The organism is Paraburkholderia sp. GAS333 (assembly GCF_050435665.1).
Lineage (GTDB): Bacteria > Pseudomonadota > Gammaproteobacteria > Burkholderiales > Burkholderiaceae > Paraburkholderia > Paraburkholderia fungorum_A.
On sequence record NZ_JBNDKS010000004.1, the window covers coordinates 509,239 to 529,205 of the forward strand.

At 61.5% G+C, this 19,967-nt stretch carries 20 protein-coding genes; 10 read left to right on the plus strand and 10 right to left on the minus strand.

What is annotated here, in order from left to right; translation table 11 throughout:
- From ABH945_RS24220 to ABH945_RS24235, 4 genes are all read right to left on the minus strand, one after another.
- Nucleotides 1-1,128, minus strand: a complete 1,128-nt coding sequence (locus ABH945_RS24220; protein WP_429252185.1) for an NAD(P)-dependent alcohol dehydrogenase — start codon at nucleotides 1,126-1,128, stop codon at nucleotides 1-3.
- A gap of 16 nt (nucleotides 1,129-1,144) precedes the next feature.
- Nucleotides 1,145-2,617, minus strand: a complete 1,473-nt coding sequence (locus tag ABH945_RS24225) for a benzaldehyde dehydrogenase (protein WP_429252186.1) — start codon at nucleotides 2,615-2,617, stop codon at nucleotides 1,145-1,147.
- A 174-nt stretch (nucleotides 2,618-2,791) separates the two neighbouring features.
- Nucleotides 2,792-3,502, minus strand: a complete 711-nt coding sequence (locus ABH945_RS24230; RefSeq protein WP_429252187.1) for a GNAT family N-acetyltransferase — start codon at nucleotides 3,500-3,502, stop codon at nucleotides 2,792-2,794.
- Nucleotides 3,503-3,549: 47 nt separating this feature from the next.
- On the minus strand, nucleotides 3,550-3,840 hold the full coding sequence (locus ABH945_RS24235) for a hypothetical protein (RefSeq protein ID WP_429252188.1): 291 nt from the start codon (nucleotides 3,838-3,840) through the stop codon (nucleotides 3,550-3,552).
- 147 nt (nucleotides 3,841-3,987) lie between these two features.
- On the opposite strand from ABH945_RS24235, the gene ABH945_RS24240 reads away from it, so the two are divergent.
- Both ABH945_RS24240 and ABH945_RS24245 read left to right on the plus strand, forming a co-directional pair.
- Nucleotides 3,988-4,977: a GlxA family transcriptional regulator gene (locus tag ABH945_RS24240; RefSeq protein ID WP_074768546.1), complete on the plus strand. Its 990-nt coding sequence runs from the start codon at nucleotides 3,988-3,990 to the stop codon at nucleotides 4,975-4,977.
- Between the two features lie 193 nt (nucleotides 4,978-5,170).
- A complete protein-coding gene (locus ABH945_RS24245; protein WP_429252189.1) occupies nucleotides 5,171-5,626 on the plus strand; it encodes a hypothetical protein in 456 nt (151 codons plus the stop codon).
- Between the two features lie 52 nt (nucleotides 5,627-5,678).
- Here ABH945_RS24245 and ABH945_RS24250 read toward each other — a convergent pair whose 3' ends face one another.
- Nucleotides 5,679-6,764 carry a helix-turn-helix domain-containing protein gene (locus ABH945_RS24250; protein ID WP_429252190.1) on the minus strand — a complete coding sequence of 362 codons (1,086 nt, stop codon included), beginning with the start codon at nucleotides 6,762-6,764 and terminating at the stop codon, nucleotides 5,679-5,681.
- A 241-nt stretch (nucleotides 6,765-7,005) separates the two neighbouring features.
- Here ABH945_RS24250 and ABH945_RS24255 point away from each other — a divergent pair, with 241 nt between their 5' ends.
- Entirely contained in the window at nucleotides 7,006-9,024 is a 2,019-nt protein-coding gene (locus ABH945_RS24255; protein ID WP_429252191.1) for a glycoside hydrolase family 3 N-terminal domain-containing protein, read from the plus strand.
- A gap of 374 nt (nucleotides 9,025-9,398) precedes the next feature.
- Here the strand turns inward: ABH945_RS24255 and ABH945_RS24260 are convergent, their stop codons facing one another.
- Nucleotides 9,399-10,139 carry a FadR/GntR family transcriptional regulator gene (locus ABH945_RS24260; protein ID WP_429252192.1) on the minus strand — a complete coding sequence of 247 codons (741 nt, stop codon included), beginning with the start codon at nucleotides 10,137-10,139 and terminating at the stop codon, nucleotides 9,399-9,401.
- A gap of 339 nt (nucleotides 10,140-10,478) precedes the next feature.
- Between ABH945_RS24260 and lhpI the strand changes: the two genes are divergently transcribed.
- From lhpI to lhpH, 3 genes are all read left to right on the plus strand, one after another.
- On the plus strand, nucleotides 10,479-11,402 hold the full coding sequence (gene lhpI / locus ABH945_RS24265; RefSeq protein ID WP_429252193.1) for a bifunctional Delta(1)-pyrroline-2-carboxylate/Delta(1)-piperideine-2-carboxylate reductase: 924 nt from the start codon (nucleotides 10,479-10,481) through the stop codon (nucleotides 11,400-11,402).
- A 116-nt stretch (nucleotides 11,403-11,518) separates the two neighbouring features.
- Nucleotides 11,519-12,640 carry a branched-chain amino acid ABC transporter substrate-binding protein gene (locus ABH945_RS24270; protein ID WP_074768534.1) on the plus strand — a complete coding sequence of 374 codons (1,122 nt, stop codon included), beginning with the start codon at nucleotides 11,519-11,521 and terminating at the stop codon, nucleotides 12,638-12,640.
- A gap of 54 nt (nucleotides 12,641-12,694) precedes the next feature.
- Entirely contained in the window at nucleotides 12,695-13,702 is a 1,008-nt protein-coding gene (lhpH, locus tag ABH945_RS24275) for a trans-3-hydroxy-L-proline dehydratase (RefSeq protein ID WP_429252194.1), read from the plus strand.
- A gap of 42 nt (nucleotides 13,703-13,744) precedes the next feature.
- Here the strand turns inward: lhpH and ABH945_RS24280 are convergent, their stop codons facing one another.
- Complete coding sequence (locus ABH945_RS24280) at nucleotides 13,745-14,704, minus strand: LysR family transcriptional regulator (protein ID WP_429252195.1); 960 nt, start codon at nucleotides 14,702-14,704, stop codon at nucleotides 13,745-13,747.
- A gap of 129 nt (nucleotides 14,705-14,833) precedes the next feature.
- Between ABH945_RS24280 and ABH945_RS24285 the strand changes: the two genes are divergently transcribed.
- A complete protein-coding gene (locus tag ABH945_RS24285) occupies nucleotides 14,834-16,000 on the plus strand; it encodes a mandelate racemase/muconate lactonizing enzyme family protein (RefSeq protein ID WP_429252196.1) in 1,167 nt (388 codons plus the stop codon).
- 72 nt (nucleotides 16,001-16,072) lie between these two features.
- Here ABH945_RS24285 and ABH945_RS24290 read toward each other — a convergent pair whose 3' ends face one another.
- Together ABH945_RS24290 and ABH945_RS24295 are read right to left on the minus strand one after the other, a co-directional pair.
- Nucleotides 16,073-16,651 (minus strand): NnrU family protein, encoded by a 579-nt coding sequence (locus ABH945_RS24290; RefSeq protein ID WP_074768526.1) that lies wholly within the window; start codon nucleotides 16,649-16,651, stop codon nucleotides 16,073-16,075.
- 75 nt (nucleotides 16,652-16,726) lie between these two features.
- Complete coding sequence (locus tag ABH945_RS24295; protein WP_074768524.1) at nucleotides 16,727-16,930, minus strand: hypothetical protein; 204 nt, start codon at nucleotides 16,928-16,930, stop codon at nucleotides 16,727-16,729.
- 281 nt (nucleotides 16,931-17,211) lie between these two features.
- Here ABH945_RS24295 and yddG point away from each other — a divergent pair, with 281 nt between their 5' ends.
- Nucleotides 17,212-18,117: an aromatic amino acid DMT transporter YddG gene (gene yddG / locus ABH945_RS24300; RefSeq protein ID WP_074768522.1), complete on the plus strand. Its 906-nt coding sequence runs from the start codon at nucleotides 17,212-17,214 to the stop codon at nucleotides 18,115-18,117.
- A gap of 94 nt (nucleotides 18,118-18,211) precedes the next feature.
- On the opposite strand, the gene ABH945_RS24305 is transcribed toward yddG, so the two are convergent.
- Entirely contained in the window at nucleotides 18,212-18,427 is a 216-nt protein-coding gene (locus ABH945_RS24305) for a hypothetical protein (RefSeq protein ID WP_074768520.1), read from the minus strand.
- A gap of 210 nt (nucleotides 18,428-18,637) precedes the next feature.
- On the opposite strand from ABH945_RS24305, the gene ABH945_RS24310 reads away from it, so the two are divergent.
- Together ABH945_RS24310 and ABH945_RS24315 are read left to right on the plus strand one after the other, a co-directional pair.
- Nucleotides 18,638-18,961 carry a hypothetical protein gene (locus ABH945_RS24310; protein WP_429252197.1) on the plus strand — a complete coding sequence of 108 codons (324 nt, stop codon included), beginning with the start codon at nucleotides 18,638-18,640 and terminating at the stop codon, nucleotides 18,959-18,961.
- A gap of 410 nt (nucleotides 18,962-19,371) precedes the next feature.
- Complete coding sequence (locus ABH945_RS24315; RefSeq protein ID WP_074771098.1) at nucleotides 19,372-19,965, plus strand: cytochrome b/b6 domain-containing protein; 594 nt, start codon at nucleotides 19,372-19,374, stop codon at nucleotides 19,963-19,965.
- Nucleotides 19,966-19,967 lie beyond the last annotated feature (2 nt).

Genomic DNA, 19,967 nt, shown 5'->3' on the forward strand with positions numbered 1-19,967 from the left:
TCAATGCGCGAACCGGAGAATCGGCTTCAGCGTGACGCCGCTCGTGCTGTCGTCGGCGGCCTGGTTGATCTGGTCGATCGAATAGAACCTGACCAGCCTGTCGAACGGAAAACGACCCTGCTGATACAACTGCACGAGCTGCGGAATGAACACTTGCGGCACGCTGTCGCCTTCGACAATCCCGCGAATCGTGCGCCCGCCGAGCAACAGGCTGTTGATGTCGAACTCGGCCTTCGTGCCGAGCGGCGGCGCACCGACCACGCCCATCGCGCCGAGACTGCCGAGCGCGTCGATGCCTTGCGACAGCACTTCCGCCCGTCCGGTCGACTCCAGCGCGAAATCGACGCCGCCGTCGGTGATCTGACGGATCGCCTCGATCATGTCGACTTCGCGGCTATTCACCGTGTGCGTCGCGCCGAGTTCTTTGGCGAGCGCGAGACGGGACGGTACGACATCGACGGCAATGATGGTGGTGGCACCCGCGACCCGCGCCGCCATCACCGCGCTCAGGCCGACCGCGCCCGCGCCGAGGCTCGCGAAACTGCTGCCGGGGCGCACCTTCAGCGAGTTGATCACCGCGCCCGCGCCGGTCTGGATGCCGCAACCGAGCGGCCCGAGCAACTCGAGCGGCGCGTCGTGCGGCACCTTGATCGCGTTGTTCTCACGAGCCAGCGCAAAGCTGCCGAACGACGACTGCGCGAAGAAGTGATCGTGCAGCGGCCGTCCTTCTTCGTCTTCGATCGCGCTACGGCCTTCCAGATCGCCGCCGCCGAAGTTCAGCCCGAAGAACTGTTTGCAGTACGCGCCGTGACCGCCGTTGCACGCGTTGCAGTGGCCGCACGCGCCATAGGTCAGCACGACGTGATCGCCGGGCTCGAGGTCCTTCACCGCCGGGCCGACTTCCTCGACGATGCCCGCGCCCTCGTGACCGAGCACCGAAGGCAGCGGCACCGGATAGTACTGATCGCGCACGATCAGATCGGTGTGGCAGAGGCCGGTCGCCACCACGCGCACCAGCACCTCGTCGGCTTTCGGGCCGCGAATGCGCGCCTGCTGGATCGAGAACGGCTCGCCCTTTGCACGGGCGACGGCGGCGGTGATCGTGCGAAATCCCGTTGTTGTTGTCATGTGTGTCTCCCTGTTGTCAGATCGGATAGAGCGGCGCTTCGCCCTTCACGGTGAGCCATTGCCACTGCGTGAACTCTTCCCAGTTCGCCGGTCCGCCGATGCTGGTGCCGTTGCCCGACGCGCCGACCCCGCCGAACGGGTTGATCACCTCGTCGTTGACGGTCTGATCGTTGATATGCAGCAGGCCGGTGCGCAGACGCTCGCCCATCTGCAACGCGCGGCCCACGTTGGCCGTGACGATGGCGGTGGAAAGCCCGTACTCGGTGTTGTTGGCGAGCGCGATGGCTTCGTCGTCTGTATCGAACGGGACCACGACCGCGACCGGTCCGAAAATCTCTTCGTGGAACGCGGGGTTGTCGGGCGTGACGCCGCTCAGCACGGTCGGCTCGAAGTACAGGTCCTGACTCTTGCCGCCGGTCTCGAGTTTCGCGCCCGCTTGCTGCGCAGCCGCGACCACGCGCGCGACGTGGTCGCGTTGCGTCGCGTTGATCAGCGGGCCGAGCGCGACATCGCCGGAAGCGGGGTTGCCGACTTTCAGGCTGGCCGCCTTCGCCACCAGTTTCGTGACGAACGTGTCGTAGATCTTGCGTTGCACCAGCACGCGGCCGGTCGCCATGCAGATTTGTCCCTGATGCAGATAGACGCCCCACGCGGTGTTCGCAATCGCGAGATCGAGGTCGGCGTCGTCGAGAACGATCAGCGAATTCTTGCCGCCCAACTCGAGCGACACCTTCTTCAGATGCCGTCCCGCCGCCTCGCCGACCTTGCGGCCCGCTGCCGTCGAACCGGTGAACTGGATCATCGCCACATGCGGATCGCTGGTCAGCGCCGCGCCCGCGCCGCCGTCGCCCGGCAGCACATGCAGTACGCCCTTGGGCAAACCGGCCAGTTCGAACAGACGCGCAATCGCAAAGCCGCCGCACACTGCCGTGCGCGGGTCCGGCTTCAGCACGACCGAGTTGCCGAGCGCCAGCGCGGGCGCAACGGCGCGCATCGCCAGATAAAGCGGGAAGTTGAACGGCGAGATCACGCCGATTACGCCAAGCGGCCGCCGGCGTGCGAGCGACAGTCGTCCGGGCGACGACGGCAGCACTTCGCCCGCCGAGCGCGACGGCAGGCCGCTCGCTTCGTGAAGCGCCTTGATGGTCACCGAGGTCTCGAAACCCGCCTTGATCTGGGTCGAGCCGCTTTCACGAACGATCCATTCGGCGATTTCCTTGAAATGCGTTTCGGCGATTTGCGCGGCGCGGCGCAACACGGCCGCGCGTTCGTCGTAAGGCGTCGCCGCCCACGCAAGCTGCGCACGCGCTGCGCTCGCGGCCGATTCCGCGACGAGCGCCGCGTCGGCCATGCCGATTCGGCCGAGGCGCTGGCCAGTGGCCGGCTCGACAACGTCGGCCTCACCGCTGCCGGTGCGCCAGTTGCCGGTGTAAAGACGTGCTTGCCAGATGTCGCTGTCGAGTAGTGTCGACGGAAGGTCCACGCTCATGCTTTCTCCTGAACGGTTCAGTATCGCCAAGGCCCGCCGCGAAAGGGCCGCCGGTCGTTGAAGATAGGGGGTCGACGACTGGGCGGCTATCGGTATTTCTTCCACCGGCTGGAAGCATTGCGGCGGGCGGCAGGGCGGCCTGAAAGTGTTCAGTTTCCGGACATGGGGTCGCGTTCAGGCGGCGTTTGCGAGTTTGATCCGCGAGAGAAAGAACGTTTGACGCTGTTCGAAGCCGAGCCGTTCGTACAGCGCGATGGCGGCGCGGTTGTCGCTGAGGACATGCAGGAAAGGTGTGTCGCCGCGCAGTCCGATCTGCTGGCGCAGCGCGTTCACGAGCCGTCCCGCGAGACCTTTGCCGCGATAATCGGCGTCCACGCACACCGCACTTATTTCGACGAATCCGTCGAGTTGCATGCGCTCGCCAGCCATCGCGATGAGACGCCCTTCATCGCGAATGCCGATGTAGTTACCCATCTGGTGCGTGCGTTTGCCGAACGGGCCCGGTTTGGCTTTTTGCGCGAGATCGAACATCTCGGGCGCGTCGCGTTCAGTCAGGCGGACAATGTCCGGGTCGTCGGCGGCTTGATCGACCGGGTGCGGCGCGATCATCTGATGAAGCTGGCCGATGCGCTCCTCGTGCAGTGTTTCGATCGGACTGAGCGCGTCGAGCGACAACATCGCGACCTGTTCGTCGGATTGCAGAAGCTCGTGCAGAGCCTGCCACGCGTCTGCGGCCTGCGCCGGGTCCGCCGACATCGCGGCGAACGGCGCCACATCGGGAAAGTAGCGGCAAACAAGCCGGTCGCCTTGCCGCAGATGCGCCTGACGGGTCGTGAGCGCCGACCAGATCGGGCGATCGAGCGGGTGGTGTGCAGAATCATTCATTGCGGTTCCTTTTGCCTTTTTGCTTGCGCTACTTTCGTGTGGTGTTGTCAGGCGGCTTTCATCAGCAGACCGAGCGGCAGAAGCGGGCCGATCGGCAGCAGGTCGAAGGTCAGCAGGTTAGCGCGACCCAACGGGAGGTTTTTCAGAAGCTGGTCGGCTTCGTCGACCGAATCGACATTCATCAGGAAAATGACGCCTTTCTTCTGGTCCTGCAACCAGAATTGTTCCATTTTTCCTTCGAGGTAAAGCTGCAGCGTCGCCGGGACTTCCGACGGCATATAGGTCTGCTGCTGTTCGGGGCTGAGGGGTTTGAGGGTGCCGATTGCCATCACTTTCATGATTTGCTCCAGAAGAAAAAAATCGTTGTGTGTCGTTGGGAAGTGGTCCGGAATGTTCGTTGTCGCGCTCCGGATTGGGGTCCACTGTAGACACCGGACAGCATCCGTACTATTGTCGCAAATGACATTTTTGGAGTCATTTGCGCCATGAAGATTGCGATCCTCGCGCTCGATGGACTGTTCGATACCGGCCTCGCCGCGCTGGTCGACGCGTTCAAAACCGCCAACGATCTGTCGGCCCGCCAGCAACCCGGCGTGGGTCCGCATTTCGACGTCAGCGTGATCGGCATGAGGCGCGACGTGCGCACCGGTTTCGGCATGCGTGTGCCGGTCAAGTCCGCCAGTACGATGGACCGGCCGGACTGGATCGTCGTGCCCGCGCCCGGCACCAAGATGCCCGAGCAGTTGCTGCCCGCGCTCGCCAGGCGCGATGTCGCCGACGCCATGGCACTGCTGCGCGACAGTCACGCGGACGGTGTAAAGGTCGCCGCGGCCTGCATCGGCACGTTCGTGCTGGCGGAGTCGGGCTTGCTGAGCGGGCAGGAAGCCACCACGACCTGGTGGCTCGCCCCGCTTTTCCGGCAGCGTTATCCTGAAGTGCGTCTGGACAGTTCGAGGATGGTGGTGCCATCCGGCGATTTCTGCACGGCGGGCGCGGCGCTGGGGCATCTCGATCTCGCGCTGTGGCTGCTGAACCAGGCGAGCCCCGACGTCGCTGCGGTGGTCGCGCGTTATCTGCTGCTGGACTCACGGCCTTCACAAGCGGCTTATATGATTCCAGATCATCTGGCGCGCGCCGATCCGCTGGTCGAACGTTTCGAACGATGGGCGCGAGCGCGGCTGGCAGAGGGCTTTTCGCTCGACGCCGCCGCCGCTTCGCTGGCGACCAGCACACGTACGTTGCAACGTCGCATCGAGGCCGTGCTGGGAAAATCACCGCTGTCGTATTTTCAGGATCTTCGGGTCGAGCGCGCGGTCCATCTGTTGCGTACGAGCCGACTCGATATCGAGAAAATCGCCGCCGAGGTCGGTTATGTGGATGGCGCGACGCTGCGTACGTTATTGCGCCGGCGCCTGGGCAAAGGGGTGCGCGAGTTGCGCGGCGGCAAGCGGGAAGCGGGGGCGGAGCTTGCGTAGCGCGACCCGCCTGGGCTGGCCACTGCTGCGAGGGCGACGATGAGTTGGAGATGAACTCCGGGTCACAAGAGCCTGGTACAACACATGCTTCAAACCCTGTGGCCACGCGCATTGTCAGCACTGCGCGGTCCAGACATCACCAGGCGGTCACCCGGTGACCAATTTTGGGGCGACGTTGAAGGAAATTTGTGCCATGCGTCTGAATTTTGCGTTACTGGCTTTCCTTGCAATTGTTCCAGCATCGGCCTTCAGCCAGACGCTGGATCACGATTTGTCGTGCGCGGAAACCGCCCACGATTTCGTCGCCGATCTCGTCGGAACACAATCGATCGAAGTCACGCCGATGCGTGTCGAACCGAATTCGGTCAACGCGTTTCGCCCCACAAAAAACAACCCGCTGACCGCGTTCGGTCTGCGCGTTCACGCTGTGTTCGGATACCAGCCGGGCGATCCGCTGTTCAAGGCGGGCGGCAATGAAACACCGTCGGGTCCGGTCTACGGTGTGGTCGTGCTGGGTTCGGCAGATGCGGTCAAACGGCGTCTCACCGACGCGGGAAGTTCCGCCGTCGTGCATCCGGTCATCCCCATGGTGCTGACGGCGATCGTATGCGAGCAGCAGCCGGCAGCGGAGAGCACCAGCAACCGCTGACCGGCGTCAACATCGAAGCCGTCGTCAGCGCAATGCTTCGCTGGTCATGACGCTAGCCGGACACCAGCGCACCCTGCTGCGACTTTTGTCGCTGCGCCCATTGACGGAACGCGACGGGGGGCGTCTCGTGCCGGCTGCGAAAAAAACGCGTGAACGCGCTTTGCGATGAAAAGCCCAGTTGCTCGCTGATCTGCGCGACGCTCAGACGCGTTTCGGCCAGCAGCCTGCGCGCTTCCGTTAGTCTGACTCGCGCTTCCAGTTCGCTGAAATGAACGCCTTCGGCCTGCAACTGACGCCGCAAGGTCCAGCGCGATATGTTCAGCCGTGCGCAAATCTGCGCCAGCAACGAAGACGACGTGCAGGCGTCGCCGGTTTGTTCGGCAAAGACTTCCTTGATCAGAGCGGCCACGCTCGCGGAAAACAGACTGTGCTGCTGGATGCGCAACATCTGCTGCTGCGTCTGTTGCAGCAGGAACGGCGCGAGCACCGCGTTGTATTGCGGGAAAGGCCGGTCAAGCGCGGCCGACGCAAACTGCATCCGGTTCGCAGACGCGCGGTACTGCACGGAGTCGCCGAAAAACTCGTCGAACGAGCGGGAGCGGGCGGGTTCGCTGCCCGACAACGCAACCCGAAATACCGTTCGATGATCGATGTCGTAAGCGCGGATTAGCGTGGCCAGCACGCGGAAATTCGCGATTGCCTGGAAGCTGCTATCGGGCGCGAATTCCGCGATGTACTCGAACTGCACGGCGTCCGCTGTTTCCTTGTAGAAAAGAAAATCGAACTCGCCAATGATGGGTCGAAACGTGATGAACGCATTGATCGCTTCGCGCAAGGTGCGCGCGTTCAGACACAGGTTGCCGAGCAAGGGGAAATCGGGAAAGAGACTGCAACGGTCATCCAGAAGCGGCTCGATGGCCGGCCCGACCGACACCATCAATTCCACGAGCCGTCGATGCCGCGCGCCGTCGATCCGGCCATCGGAGTCAGCCAGGTCCTGCGCCGCAATGCCGGTGCGCGCGACAAAAATATCCGGCGACATCCCCGCCGATTGCGCGACCTGCTGCGCGGCGCAGGCGATTCGATTCGAGACGGTGCGAAGGCGTCGGCCGACGCGCGGCAGCGGAATGTCGGGCATGAATGTCGGCATGTGACCCAAAGACAGTACGGAATCCACCGATCATGCTGCGCACCGCAAAATCAAAGCTACCAGGAATTGCCATTACATTTTGCCTTCCCGTGCTTTCATCTTCGTTTTTACGCGGGCTGCTCCGCGAAGATAAACCGTGCACCTGAGAGTCAAACCGGTAGGGAACGGTAAGGATAAGGTCATACCCGCTTGTCCAAACTCTAAAAATCCACCGAATCCGGAGACACAGATGCACCTTTTTTCCCAGCCTGCCTGCCGGGTCACGGCCATCGCGGCGGCCAGCGCGGCGTTGGCGGTCGGCCTGTTTGCCTGCGGCAGCGACATCGACAGTAATTCGAAAACGGTCACCCAGCGCGACCTGGGATACACCACGTTGCCGGTGATCTCGCAGGGCAATCTCAAGTTCAAGGACATGAACCGCAATGGTCAACTCGATCCCTACGAAGACTGGCGTCTGTCCGCCGAGGTTCGCGCGCGCGATCTGACCAACCGGCTCACGCTGGCCGAAAAAGCGGGCTTGATGATGCACGGCACGGCGCCTGTGCTCAACGATACGACGGGTGCGGGAACCGGCACGGCCTACGACCTCGATACATTGAAGAAGCAGATCAACGATCTCGACATCAGCACGTACATCACGCGGATGAGCGGCGACGCGAACTCGATGGCGTCGCAATACAACCAGATTCAGACGCTCGCAGAACAGTCGCGGCTCGGCATTCCGGTGTCGATCAGTTCCGATCCGCGCAATCATTTCCAGTATGTGCTGGGCGCGAGCGCGGGCAGCAGCGGATTTTCGCAATGGCCTGAGACACTCGGATTCGCGGCGATCGGCGACGCGGCGCTGACGCGCAAGTTCGGCGACATCGCGCGTCAGGAATATCGCGCGGTCGGCATTACCGAGGCGCTGTCGCCGCAGGCGGATCTCGCGACCGAACCTCGCTGGTCGCGCATCAACGGTACGTTCGGTGAAGACGCGGATGTCGCCCGCGCGCAGGTTCAGGCTTATATCGAAGGGTTTCAGGGCGGCAGTACCGGCATCAACGACACGAGCGTGATCGCGGTGGTCAAGCATTGGGCCGCTTACGGCGCACAAAAGTCGGGCTTCGACAGCCACAACTACTATGGCCGCTGGGCGACGTATCCCGGCAATAACTTCGCGTATCACCTCAAGCCGTTCGAGGGTGCGTTCGCCGCGAACGTCGGCTCAGTCATGCCGACCTACTCCGAGTCGGATACGCCGGTGACCATCGATGGTATTTCGCTCGAACAGGTGGGCGCGGCGTACGACAAGGCGCTGATCACCGATCTGCTGCGCGGCAAGTATGGCTTCAAGGGGCTGGTCGTTTCCGACTGGCTGATCGCGTCCGATTGCAACGCCGACTGCATGAACGGCGTGTCGTCCGGCACGCCGTCGTTCGTCGGACTGGGCATGCCGTGGGGCATGGAAAGCGCCACGCGTCTGCAACGTTTCGTGAAAGCGGTCACGGCGGGCGTCGACCAGTTCGGCGGCGAAGACGATCCTTCGTTTCTCGTTCAGGCCGTCAATCAGGGCTTGCTGAGTGAAGCACGGCTGGCCGACTCGGCTTATCGCGTGCTGCTGCAAAAATTCCAGCAAGGCCTGTTCGATCATCCGTATGTCGATGCCAGCGCAGCCAACGCGGTCGTCGGCAATGCGGATTTCAAGGCGCAGGCGCTCGATGCACAGCGTCGCTCGATGGTGCTGCTGCAGAACAACGGCAAGGTGTTGCCGCTGGCGGCGACGGGTAAGAAGGTCTGGCTGTATGGCATCGACCCGACGGTCGCGCAGCAGTACGGCCTGACGGTGGTCGCGCAACCGCAGGACGCGGACGTGGCAATTCTGCGTGTGAGTACGCCTCATGAAACGCTGCATCCGAACTACGTGTTCGGCTCGATGCAGCATGAAGGCAGTCTCGCGTTCGTCGACGGCAGTGCGGACTACGAGGCGATCAAGCAGGCGGCTGCGGCGCCGCAGTCGATTGTCTCTGTCTACATGGACCGGCCGGCCATTCTGACCAACGTGCAGGACAAGGCAACTGCCATTCTCGCCAACTTCGGCGCGAGCGACACCGCGCTGTTCGACGTGCTGACCGGCAAGGGCAAGCCCGAGGGCAAGCTGCCGTTCGAATTGCCGTCGTCGATGGCCGAAGTCACCGCGCAACTCGAAGACGTGCCGCACGACACCGCGCATCCGTTATATCCGTACGGGTACGGGCTGTCGTACTAAGGCCTGATGAAGCGTGACGCGCACCTGGAAGCGGTTGCTCCGGGTGCGCCAAATTCGTTATTGCAGTGTTATGCGCTCGCCTGCGGTCAGATCAGGTCGGATCGACGCAGCGCGGTTGGCGCGTCTGGCGCGGTAATCGGCAGGGCGACGCGGCGCGACTGTTTGTTCATCGCGGATAAAGCACAGCAGAAGCCAGACCCAAAGGAGCCTGGGGGTCCATGCAATTGCGTCGAAAAGGGGTGACAACGTGCGTGACAAGATGGTCTCCGGCGCTGGTTTTTCGACACGATGCCACGCGTGGGAGCCATCTTCGGTGCGCTTGAACACCGTTCGCCGTGCCTGCTCCCGTTCGCGCTCTTATGCCTGTTCCCGCGCTATTGCGGCGCGATATCCCGCTGCACCCGGTGGATGTGCTGTTCCACATAGAACGCCGCCGCGTCCGCATTGCCCGTCACGATCGCCTCGTAGATCAGCCGATGTTCCGCGACATACAGCCGGATTCGCGTCGGGTCGTAAATGCCGTCGTCTTTGAGTCGCTTCCACAGCGACTGGTCCATCGTCGCGGCAATCTCTTCAGCCAGCTTGGCGAGCAACGCATCGCCGGTCATGACCGCAAGCTGCCGATGAAAAAGCCGGTCGCTGTTATTCCACAACGCCCGTTGCTCGGCATCGGCGACATCGGTCAGCGTTTCCATTTGCGCGAGGTAGTGCTCGGCGAGGCGGTCGCGTTTTTTATGCGCCGCCGCCCGTCGTGCAATCGCCGGTTCGAGGATCAGCCGAACGTCTAACGTGGCTGACGGGCTGAAGTCGAATGCATCCGATTCGGCCGCGTTCGCCGTCGCGGCGGACGCGAGAATTTGCCCCGCCGTGGCGGCGACATAGGTTCCTGAATTGCGCCGCGTGACGACCAGTCCTTCATTCTGCAGCGCGCCGATTGCTTCGCGCACCGCCGGTCTGCCGACGCCGAAGCGCGCCGCCAGTTCCCGTTCGGACGGCAGACGCGCATCCGGCAAAAATACGCCGGCGCGGATTGCCGCGCGAATCTTCTCCGAGACCTGCTCGTAAATCTGCAACGGACGGAAGTTGCTCTCGAATTCGCCGAGGGGGGAGGCCATTTTCGCTTTCTGCAGGTCGGATGTGGTTCTTGAATATACCAAAGTCGGACTGTCGTCACGACGCGCAACCGAGGGTTTGTCACGAAACCGGAACGACAAAATTGGTCCTATAGTAGCCTGCATCGATGCGCTTTGCGTGCAAAATTGGTTCCGTTTTAAACCAAATAACGCAGACATTTTTGAAAATGGCTTGTTTATCTAATTTTTTTGGCTTAGATTCTGCCCAGAATTTGAGATGAGTGGTCTGAAACAGCAAATGGCCATCCTCGTGGATTGGCCGTAATTCTTTCCAGTTGTGCCTGCTCGACGTCGTGAGCGTCCTTTTTATAAGTGAGCCGAATGACTGCCGTTATCACCCGGAATTTCGACGCCCAGGCGACCGCCGATCTGCTGGACTATCCGTCGCTCGTGCAAGGTTTGCGGCAAACCATCGTCGAGTATGGCGCGGGAAAAATCGTCAGCCCGGAGCGCATGGTGATCCCGCTGCAAGAGGGCGGCCTCATGCTGTCGATGCCCGCGAGCGCGGAGGATATCGCCATTCACAAACTCGTCAACGTATGCCGGTCGAACGGAAAAATTGGGCTGCCGACCATTCACGGCCAGGTCGTTGCGTGCGATGCGCACACAGGTGAAATGCTCTTCGTTCTGGACGGCCCGACGGTCACCGGACGCCGCACCGCCGCCGTCACCGTGCTCGGCATCCAGACGCTGCACGGCTCGGCTCCGCGCGAAGTGCTCCTGATCGGCACCGGCAAACAGGCGGCCAATCACGCCGAAGCACTGGCGGCGATTTTTCCCGACGCGCGTCTGTACGTGAAAAGCCGGTCGCGCGAAGCGGCGGCGGCATTCGTCGAGCGGATGCAGCCCAGCGCGCCGAATCTCGCCGTGCTGGACAGCGATGCGATTCCCGCCAGCGTCGAAGTGGTCATCACGTTGACGACGACTAAATCGCCGGTCTATTCGGAGCCGGCATGCGCGGGACGGCTGGTGGTCGGCGTCGGCGCTTTCACGCCGGATGCGGCCGAAGTTGCTCAGACGACGATCGACGGCAGTTTCCTGATCGTGGACGACCCCGTCGGCGCCAAGAATGAAGCGGGCGATCTGATTCAGGCGAACGTCGACTGGAAGAGCGTTGCTGCGCTCGCCGACGCCATCGCCGGTGAGCTTGAAATCGATGCGCCGGTTTTCTTCAAGAGCGTCGGCTGCGCCGCGTGGGATCTGGCTGCCTGCCGCGTCGCGCGCGAGGGCCTGGCCGGTCGATAGTCGTGGGTCCGTGGGTCGTGAAGTGTCAGTAGTCAGTGGTCTGCTTTACCGAAGTCATGCCGTGCACCGGCCCGACCCCAATGGTCGGGTTCCTTCCTGGTCTACCTGGAGTTCGTATGCGCCGTCTCACAACAATCATGGCTGCCGTGGTGGCCACCGGATTCACCCTGTCCGCCCATGCACAGGTCGTCGTCACGATCGGTCACTCGGCGCCGCTCACCGGCCCGCAGGCGCCCAATGGCAAAGACAACGAAAACGGCGCGCGGCTCGCCATCGACGAGCTGAATAAATCCGGCGTGAGCGTCGCGGGTCAGAAAGTCACCTTCAAACTCGATTCGCAGGACGATCAGGCCGATCCGAAAGTCGGCGTGCAGGTCGCGCAGAAGCTGGTGGACAGCGGCGTGATCGCCGTGGTCGGGCCGTATAACTCGGGGGTGGCGATTCCGGCGTCGCGCGTGTACAGCACCGGCGGCGTGCCGATGCTGCCGGTCGCATCCAATCCGGCGCTGACGAAGCAGGGCTTCAAGAACATTTTCCGGATCGGCGCGAGCGACGAGCAGCTCGGCGGCACGATGGGGCAATTCGCGGCGAAGACGCTGAAAGCCAAAACGGCCGCGGTGATCGACGATCGCACGGCGTACGGTCAAGGCGTCGCGGAGCAGTTCATCAAGGAAGCCAAGGCGAACGGCATCCAGATCGTCGATCAGGAATTCACCAGTTCGTCGGCAACCGATTTCCTCGGCATTCTGACGACGATCAAGGCGAAGAACCCGGACGTGATTTTCTTCGGTGGCTACGCCGCACAGGGCGCACCGATGGCTAAACAGATGCGTCAGCGCGGCCTGCGCGCGAAGCTGCTCGGCGGCGACGGCATCTGCTCGGCCGACATGGGCAAGGTGGCGGGCGATGCCGCGTCCATCGTGTATTGCGCGCAAGGCGGCATCTCGCTCGACAAAACGGCGGCGGGTCGCGAGTTCCTGCAGAAATACAAGGCCGCGTACAACACCGATACGCAGGTCTACGCCGTCAGCTATTACGACGGCGTGAAGATGCTGGCCGATGCGATGGTGAAGGCGGGCACGACGACCGACAAAGCCAAACTCATGGGTCAACTGGCGAAGGAAAACTACAAGGGCGTGGCCGGCACCTATTCGTTCGACGAGTACGGCGACCTGAAAGGCGCACCGACCACGGTCTACGTGATCAAAAGCGGCCTGCCGGTTCCGTACGGCCAATAAGCGACCACGGAGCGCACATTCGATGCAGCCGTCCTTCGACTTCCCGAAGCCAACATGAAAATTACCCGCACCATCTCGACTGTTGAAGTTCACACCGGCGGCGAAGCGTTCCGCATCGTCACGAGCGGTTTGCCGAGGCTGCCTGGCGACACGATCGTCAAGCGGCGCGCGTGGCTGAAAGAGAACGCCGACGACATCCGCCGCGCGCTGATGTTCGAACCGCGCGGCCACGCGGACATGTACGGCGGCTATCTGACCGAGCCGGTCAGCCCGAACGCCGATTTCGGCATCATCTTTCTGCATAACGAGGGCTATAGCGATCACTGCGGCCACGGTGTGATCGCGCTGTCGACTGCGGCCGTCGAGTTGGGATGGGTGCAGCGCGAGGTTCCCGAGACGCGCATCGGGATCGACGCGCCGTGCGGGTTCATCGAAGCGTTCGTGCAGTGGGACGGCGAGCACGCCGGTAACGTGCGCTTCGTCAACGTTCCGTCGTTCATCTGGAAGCGGGACGTGACCGTCGACACGCCGTCGTTCGGCAAGGTGAGCGGCGACATCGCGTTCGGCGGCGCGTTCTACTTCTATACCGATGGCGAGCCGCACGGGCTCGAAGTGCGCGAGTCGTCGGTGGAGGAACTGATCCGCTTCGGGGCGGAGGTGAAGGCGGCGGCCAATCTGGCGTTTCCGGTCGAGCATCCGCACATTCCTGAGATCAACCACATTTACGGCACCATCATCGCGAACGCGCCGCGGCACGCGGGTTCAACGCAGGCCAACTGCTGCGTTTTCGCGGACCGTGAGGTGGATCGTTCGCCGACCGGTTCAGGCACCGGCGGCCGCGTTGCGCAGCTTTATCTGCGCGGACAGTTGGGGAAGGGCGAGACGCTTGTGAACGAGTCGATCATCGGCACGGTGTTCAAGGGACGCGTGCTGAGCGAGACCACGGTCGGCGAATTCAAGGCGGTCATTCCAGAGGTGGAGGGCAACGCTTTCGTCTGCGGGTTTGCCAACTGGATCATCGATTCCAGAGACCCTTTGACTTACGGATTTCTCGTTCGATAAAGCGGGCAGAGCGGTGAAGCTGACCTGAGGGGCTTAACAAACTCAGGTCTTCTTCGCCGCTTTCTTTTTCTGCGCGTAGATCAGAGCGCCCGTTTCGACCGGCACGAACGGCGCCTGAAAGTGGTCGATCAGAAAGTCGATGAAGGCTCGTGCACGCGCGGTCTGGTTGCGCTGGCTCGGATAGTAGACAAAGAGATCGGCGGACGGCAGCGGCGTCTCCGGCAGCACCAGTTTCAAGCGGCCGCTCTGAACATATTTCGCGAGATCCCATTCTGAGCGGATCAGGATGCCGTGTCCGTCGAGCGCCCAGCGCAGCACGATATCGCCATCGTTGCTCGACAGCGCGCCTTTGACTTTCAGCGCCTCGATCCGGTCGCCTTGCAGATACCTCCACACGCCATACGCTTCATCGTTCTGGCGATGAACGATGCAACGGTGGCGCGCCAGATCCTCGACGCGCTCCGGCACGCCGAACCGCTCCAGGTATCGGGGCGACGCGCAGAAGAAACGCCGGTTGCTCATGATCCGCCGCGCACTCAGACGGCTGTCGGGAAGCTCGCCGAAACGGATCGCCAGATCGAACGCATCCGCGACCAGATCGATGGGCCGATCGGTCACTTCGAACTGGATTTCCACTTGAGGAAAGCGCTTCGCGAACTCCGACACCAGCGGCGCGATGGTCGTGCGTCCGAAGCCGAGCGTTGCATTGACGCGCAACAGCCCTTGGGGATCGGGCCGTGCTCCAGATATCTCTTCTTCCATCTGCCTGACCTGACCGACGATTTGCGTCGCGTAGCGCAGATAGGTCTCGCCCTCGGGCGTCAGGCTGACACTGCGGGTAGTCCGGTTGACGAGGCGCACACCCAGTTTCTGCTCGATCAGGCCCAGACGCTTGGTCGCCGCAGGCGGCGTGAGATCAAGCGCGCGCGCCGCGCCCGACATGCTCTTGAGCCGGGCGAGGAGAATGAAAAATTCGAAATCCGATCCGGCGTCGAGAGCCATTCGATTATTCGCCAAAGGTAAAAAGTGATATGAATTCAGGCGAATTATAGGCCGCCATTTCGCGGATAAGCTACGGTCCATCGCGGCCCCAAGTCTGCAAAACGTGCTCAACACTCAGGAGACACCGTCATGAGAATCGTCGAAATCCGCGAAAAGACCGTTCCGATCAGCTCGCCGATCCGCAATGCCTATATCGACTTCAGCAAGATGACGCTGAGTCTCGTCGCCGTGGTGACGGATGTGTTCCGCGACGGCAAGCCGGTGGTCGGTTACGGCTTCAATTCCAACGGCCGCTACGGCCAGGGCAAGCTGATGCGCGAGCGCTTCATTCCGCGCCTTCTCGAAGCCGATCCTGCCAGCCTCGTCAACGACGCAGGCGATAACCTCGATCCGCACAAGATCTGGGCGACCATGTTCACGAACGAGAAGCCCGGCGGTCATGGAGAGCGCTCGGTCGCCATCGGCACGATCGACATGGCCGTGTGGGACGCGGTTGCCAAGATCGAAGGCAAGCCGCTGTTCCAGCTGCTCGCTGACCGTTATGGCAACGGCGAGCCCGATCGCAAGATTTTCGTGTACGCGGCGGGCGGCTACTACTATCCGGGCCAGGACCACGGCAAGCTGAAAGACGAAATGCGCAGCTATATCGATCGCGGCTATACGGTCGTGAAGAAGAAGATCGGCGGCGCGTCGCTCGACGAAGATCTGCGCCGCATCGACTCGATCCTCAGCGTGCTCGGCGACGGTCAGAAGCTGGCCGTCGATGCGAACGGCCGCTTCGATCTCGACACGGCGATTCAATATGCGAAGGCGCTCTCGCAATACGATCTGTTCTGGTACGAAGAGGCCGGCGATCCGCTCGACTACGAATTGCAGGCCACGCTGCGCAATTACTACGACAAGCCGATGGCAACCGGCGAAAACCTGTTCTCGATGCAGGACGCCCGTAATCTTATCCGTTACGGTGGCATGCGCGCGGATCGCGACTGGCTGCAGTTCGACTGCGCGCTGAGCTACGGTCTGGTCGAATATCTGCGGACGCTCGACATGTTGCGTCAGCATGGGTGGTCGCCGAGCCGTTGCATTCCGCACGGCGGACACCAGATGTCGCTGAATATCGCGGCGGGTTTGGGACTGGCCGGCAACGAATCCTATCCCGATCTGTTCCAGCCGTATGGCGGATTCCCCGACGGCGTGAAGGTCGAAAACGGCTATATCACGATGCCCGATCTGCCCGGCATCGGCTTTGAAGGGAAGGCCGATCTGTTTGCGGAGATGCAGAAGTTGTCGGCGTAAGCGTGGGGCGGCGGCCAGGTCGCGGCGGCGCGTTGACGGGGAGGGCGGCGCGTCGCGATGGATGAGCTGCGTTCACCCCAGCGGCTTCACGCCGGTCATCCAGCCGTGGATATAAAACGCGAACACGAACCACGCGACAACGCCGATTACCACCGGAATCACGTCGCGTGAGAGAGTCCCGGCGGCATAAACGATATGTTCGACGCGATCGCGCCGTCGCGCGGCGGCGTAATCGACCAGCGCCCAAACGAGAAACGCGCCGAACAGCACGACGGCGTTTAGCGTGCCGTTCGCGAGCAGATGCGCGACGGCCCACGGCATCACGCTGACTACCATCGGATGCCGGAATATCGCCTTGAAGTGATTCCCCGGCACGTAGGCAGCCGGAAAGAGAATAAATGCCGCGAGAGTGAGGACTGCTGCGACGTGTGGTGCCCAGGCCGGCGGTGTCCACAGAACGACCGGTTCGCGCCGCGCCATTCCGTATCCCCACACGACCAGCGCGAGCCCGATGATGGATAGAACCGAATAGGCCGATTTCCAGCCGTTGTCTCCGATCCGAGCGATTAGCGCCTTGCGCCACTCGTCCGCGAAGATACGGATCGAATGCAAGCCAAGGAATATCAGCAGCCCCAGAATCAGTACCGGCACGGTGGACTCCTCGCGACAGACGTCGACGGAGAGTCATGATAATCCCGTGTGACGTGACCCGTGCGCCGCCCAGGCTCAGGCCGGCAGTTTGCCCTTTCTGCGGAGCACGCCGACGACCTCGTCGATATGGATGCTCTTCAGCGGCGACGTACCGGCCGCGTTCCGTTCGACATTGATTGCGTCGATGCTTCGCTGCATCGACGACATTTTCGCCGAGATGTAGACGGCCATGCCGTAGCCGAAGCGCTCGATAAGATCGTTGGACAGAAAGGTTTTCATAGTTCAGAGGTCGGAGACTCGTGGCCGGGTCAAACGCAATTGAGAATCGTTCGCAATTATACAGAAATGTGGCAGTTGTGCGGATGCGGATGCGGATGCGTGTGAACGCGCGGTGTGCTGACAGCCGCAACGCGCCGGTCTGCGCGCACGACCAACATCTCGAAGTCAAAACGATCCGGATTGCGGGATAATCCGGCGTTTCATTTTCACTCCATCTCGCAGCATCGCCGACACCCCATGTCGGCCACGCGTAACAACTAACTCAATATCTTCAAATATCCATGGACCAAGGAAAAAAGGCCACGCTGATAGGCCTGGTTGCGGTGCTCCTATGGAGTTCTATCGTCGGTCTGATGCGCGGTGTCAGCGAAGGACTCGGCGCGACCGCGGGCGCCGCAATGATTTACACGGTGGCATCCGTCATGCTGTTCTTCACGGTCGGATTTCCCGATCTGAGAAAATTTCCGCGTCCCTATCTGATCTGGGGCAGCCTGCTGTTCGTCACGTACGAGCTTTGCCTGTCGCTTTCGATCGGCTATGCCGACAGCGGCCGTCAGGCCGTCGAAGTCGGCATGGTCAATTATCTCTGGCCGACTTTCACGCTGATCGCCGCCATTCTCTTTAACGGCCAGAGATCGAATCTTTTGATCTTTCCGGGATTTGTCCTTTCCTTAATCGGAATTGGCTGGGTTCTCGGAGGCGATCAGGGCTTCGATGTTGCGGAAATGCTGGCGAACGTCAAAGCGAATCCGCTGAGCTTCGGCTTGGCCTTTACCGGCGCTTTAATCTGGGCGGGGTATTGCACCGTCACAGCGCGACATGCAAAGGGAAGCAACGGCGTGACGCTGTTTTTCATGCTGACGGCCGCCGCGCTGTGGATCAAGTACGCGATCAATGGCGGCGGCGCGATGGACTTCAGTCCACACACGGTCATCTACCTGTTCCTTGCGGCCTCAGCGATCGGATTCGGTTACGCCGCGTGGAATGTCGGAATTCTGCATGGGAACGTGACAGTGCTCGCGGGCGCGTCTTATCTGATTCCGGTTTTGTCGTCCGTGCTCGCGGCGAAACTGCTGAATGCGCCGCTCCCATTCGCTTTCTGGAAGGGCGCAATCATGGTTTGCACCGGATCGATCCTTTGCTGGATCGCCACGCGTGAACTGCGCCCGGAACCGGTATTCGAATAGCGGCCGACAATCGCAACGTGGGTGAGGGCGCCTCAAGTCAAGAAATGAGGCGCGAATAGAGTGACGACTAAAGCGTCGAGGCGAGGGCGGCGCGTCAGTTCGTATGTGCCGCCACCTGCAGAGATTCCAGCGCATGACTTCCGTCGATGCGGGCAATGTCCTCTGCCGGGAAGGTTTGTTCGCTGTATGCAATCACCTTGAATCCGCTGCCCATTGCGCGCGGGACAGTGATTCCCCAGTGCCAGCCTCCGGCCTGCTCGAAAATATGCAACTCCGGTTCGGTCCGGCTCGTTGATGCATGAGAGATCATGGTCCGTTCTCCCGTCCTTTTTTCCATGGGGGCGCTTCAGACCGCGCCCGTTCTTCAGTCTAAAACATTTTTGCTGCGCCGCAATATAACCCGTTGTAAAAATGTCGCATAAATGGCAAGTCATAATTTTGAAACGTATTCACCCATTTTGAGCTGTGCCACCATCGATTAACCGGTTTAGATCTGAAGAACTGGATTCACGGGGGCTTCATGAGTAACCATGCGCTCATTTGGGCTGCGGTGCCACATAACAGTGATGGCGTCGTTTTCTCGGTTCGTATTGCCCGCGGACTACAACGCTTCCATATTTCGCGTCGCGTGCTCGAAGATGTGTTCGAGTTGGAGCGAAACACCTCAGACGCACGACAACTCGAATTGTTCTATTCATGCGTCAGTCGCATTCTGGCTAAAGCCACCGCGAAGCGCTCGACTGCAAGTCGCGATACGGTTGCGCTTCAGTCCTCCGATTTCATTTCGTCCGGCAAGTCACGCGATACGTGGGACCGACATGCCGGCGCTGCCGGTGCGATGTAGGCAGGTACCGATTGAATTGAAGGGGCGCTGCCCGCACCCGGTTGCGGTTGCCGCTTCAATCGTTACTGAGACGGCAAGGTTGGATTCATTTGCCGCGCTCGATGCTCAAGGCTCGATCCTTGAATTGGCTCGGCACGGCTGCTCGCCATCCACACCCACGCTTCCGGCCACGCGAATTACATCTCCTTCGGCGCGTCGCTCGAACGCTCCTGCACATCTCCCACGCGTCCATGACGTCTTACCGTTCCGTAAGAAAAATTTCTATATCCGTCGCGGAATAATCCCTCCCAGGTGGTGTTTACGTCGATAAGGCACAGGCTGGATTGCAAGGTGAGCCGGCGCTCGCCGATCAGGCATCCCACACGACAGCCGTGCAAACAACCGGCAACATCATCCATGACGAGACAACTTTGAGTCACGCAACGATTCAACCCGCCTGGGTGCGCATCACGCACTGGGTCAACGCGCTCGCGGTCGTGCTGATGGTCACGAGCGGCTGGCAGATTTATAACGCGTCGCCGATCTTCCGGGCCATTCAGTTTCCTCCCGCGATCACGCTCGGCGGCTGGCTCGGTGGCGCATTGCTCTGGCATTTCGCGGTGATGTGGGTGCTCGTCGCGAATTTCCTCGTCTATGTCGGCGTGAATATCGCCTCCGGGCGTCTGCGGAAAAAGCTCCTGCCGGTCAGTCCCAGGTCGCTTGTAACGGACCTGCTGGCCGCATTGCGCGGCAAGCTCGGTCACCAGGATCTCTCGCGCTACAACGCCGTGCAGAAGTTTGCCTACCTCGTTGTCATCGTCGATATCGCGCTTCTGATCGTGTCGGGCCTGGCCGTATGGAAGTCAGTGCAATTCCCGCTGCTGCGCACGCTGATGGGCGGGTACGACAACGCGCGCGTCGTGCACTTCGTCGCGATGAGCGTACTGGTTGCGTTCTTCGTGTTGCACGTCGTGATGGTCGCGCTGGTGCCGCGCTCGCTGCTTCTGATGATTCGCGGACGGTAACC

Bases quoted from the DNA above. Each gene is read 5' to 3' on its own strand.
- ABH945_RS24310 (WP_429252197.1), top strand. From the start codon at position 18,638: ATGAGTAACCATGCGCTCATTTGGGCTGCGGTGCCACATAACAGTGAT.
- ABH945_RS24240 (WP_074768546.1), top strand. From the start codon at position 3,988: ATGAAGATTGCGATCCTCGCGCTCGATGGACTGTTCGATACCGGCCTC.
- ABH945_RS24225 (WP_429252186.1), bottom strand. From the start codon at position 2,617: ATGAGCGTGGACCTTCCGTCGACACTACTCGACAGCGACATCTGGCAA.
- ABH945_RS24285 (WP_429252196.1), top strand. From the start codon at position 14,834: ATGAGAATCGTCGAAATCCGCGAAAAGACCGTTCCGATCAGCTCGCCG.
- ABH945_RS24235 (WP_429252188.1), bottom strand. From the start codon at position 3,840: ATGAAAGTGATGGCAATCGGCACCCTCAAACCCCTCAGCCCCGAACAG.
- ABH945_RS24250 (WP_429252190.1), bottom strand. From the start codon at position 6,764: ATGCCCGACATTCCGCTGCCGCGCGTCGGCCGACGCCTTCGCACCGTC.
- ABH945_RS24255 (WP_429252191.1), top strand. From the start codon at position 7,006: ATGCACCTTTTTTCCCAGCCTGCCTGCCGGGTCACGGCCATCGCGGCG.
- ABH945_RS24270 (WP_074768534.1), top strand. From the start codon at position 11,519: ATGCGCCGTCTCACAACAATCATGGCTGCCGTGGTGGCCACCGGATTC.
- ABH945_RS24260 (WP_429252192.1), bottom strand. From the start codon at position 10,139: ATGGCCTCCCCCCTCGGCGAATTCGAGAGCAACTTCCGTCCGTTGCAG.
- ABH945_RS24305 (WP_074768520.1), bottom strand. From the start codon at position 18,427: ATGATCTCTCATGCATCAACGAGCCGGACCGAACCGGAGTTGCATATT.
- ABH945_RS24280 (WP_429252195.1), bottom strand. From the start codon at position 14,704: ATGGCTCTCGACGCCGGATCGGATTTCGAATTTTTCATTCTCCTCGCC.
- yddG (WP_074768522.1), top strand. From the start codon at position 17,212: ATGGACCAAGGAAAAAAGGCCACGCTGATAGGCCTGGTTGCGGTGCTC.
- ABH945_RS24230 (WP_429252187.1), bottom strand. From the start codon at position 3,502: ATGAATGATTCTGCACACCACCCGCTCGATCGCCCGATCTGGTCGGCG.
- lhpI (WP_429252193.1), top strand. From the start codon at position 10,479: ATGACTGCCGTTATCACCCGGAATTTCGACGCCCAGGCGACCGCCGAT.
- ABH945_RS24295 (WP_074768524.1), bottom strand. From the start codon at position 16,930: ATGAAAACCTTTCTGTCCAACGATCTTATCGAGCGCTTCGGCTACGGC.
- lhpH (WP_429252194.1), top strand. From the start codon at position 12,695: ATGAAAATTACCCGCACCATCTCGACTGTTGAAGTTCACACCGGCGGC.
- ABH945_RS24220 (WP_429252185.1), bottom strand. From the start codon at position 1,128: ATGACAACAACAACGGGATTTCGCACGATCACCGCCGCCGTCGCCCGT.
- ABH945_RS24245 (WP_429252189.1), top strand. From the start codon at position 5,171: ATGCGTCTGAATTTTGCGTTACTGGCTTTCCTTGCAATTGTTCCAGCA.